We start from the raw sequence: 393 nt of genomic DNA, 5'->3' as shown, positions 1-393 counted from the left end.
AAATCTTTGCAGGCTCAGGTTAATCCGCACTTCTTTTTTAATGCTATCAATACTATTTCGGCTTTGATGAGAACTAACGCTGTTCAGGCTCATAATTTATTATTGGAGCTTAGTACCTATTTTCGAACTAATCTTCAGGGTGTTCGCGAAACGGAAATTACTCTAAAACAAGAAGAAACACATGTTCAGGCCTATTTGTCTCTGGAACAAAGTCGTTTCCCGAATAAGTATGATGTTAAATTTTCAGTTAAAAGTAGTGAAATGAATTTATTGCCACCTTTTACGATTCAAATTTTAGTTGAAAATGCCATTCGTCACGCTTTCTCCGGCCGTAAGAATAATAATCGCGTCTATGTCATAGTTACCGAAAAAGAACACTATTTAGATATTCAG

The 393-nt window shown here is 35.4% G+C and carries 1 protein-coding gene; it reads left to right on the top strand.

The window, feature by feature from the left end:
• Positions 1 to 393: sensor histidine kinase (locus tag KH893_RS12800; protein ID WP_281166398.1), on the top strand; the 393-nt coding region annotated here is incomplete at both ends.

This window comes from Liquorilactobacillus sicerae, from assembly GCF_029916425.1.
Taxonomy (GTDB): Bacteria; Bacillota; Bacilli; order Lactobacillales; family Lactobacillaceae; genus Liquorilactobacillus; species Liquorilactobacillus sicerae.
Note: the sequence above shows the minus strand (reverse complement) of the source record. Positions and strands in the feature narration are given on the sequence as shown.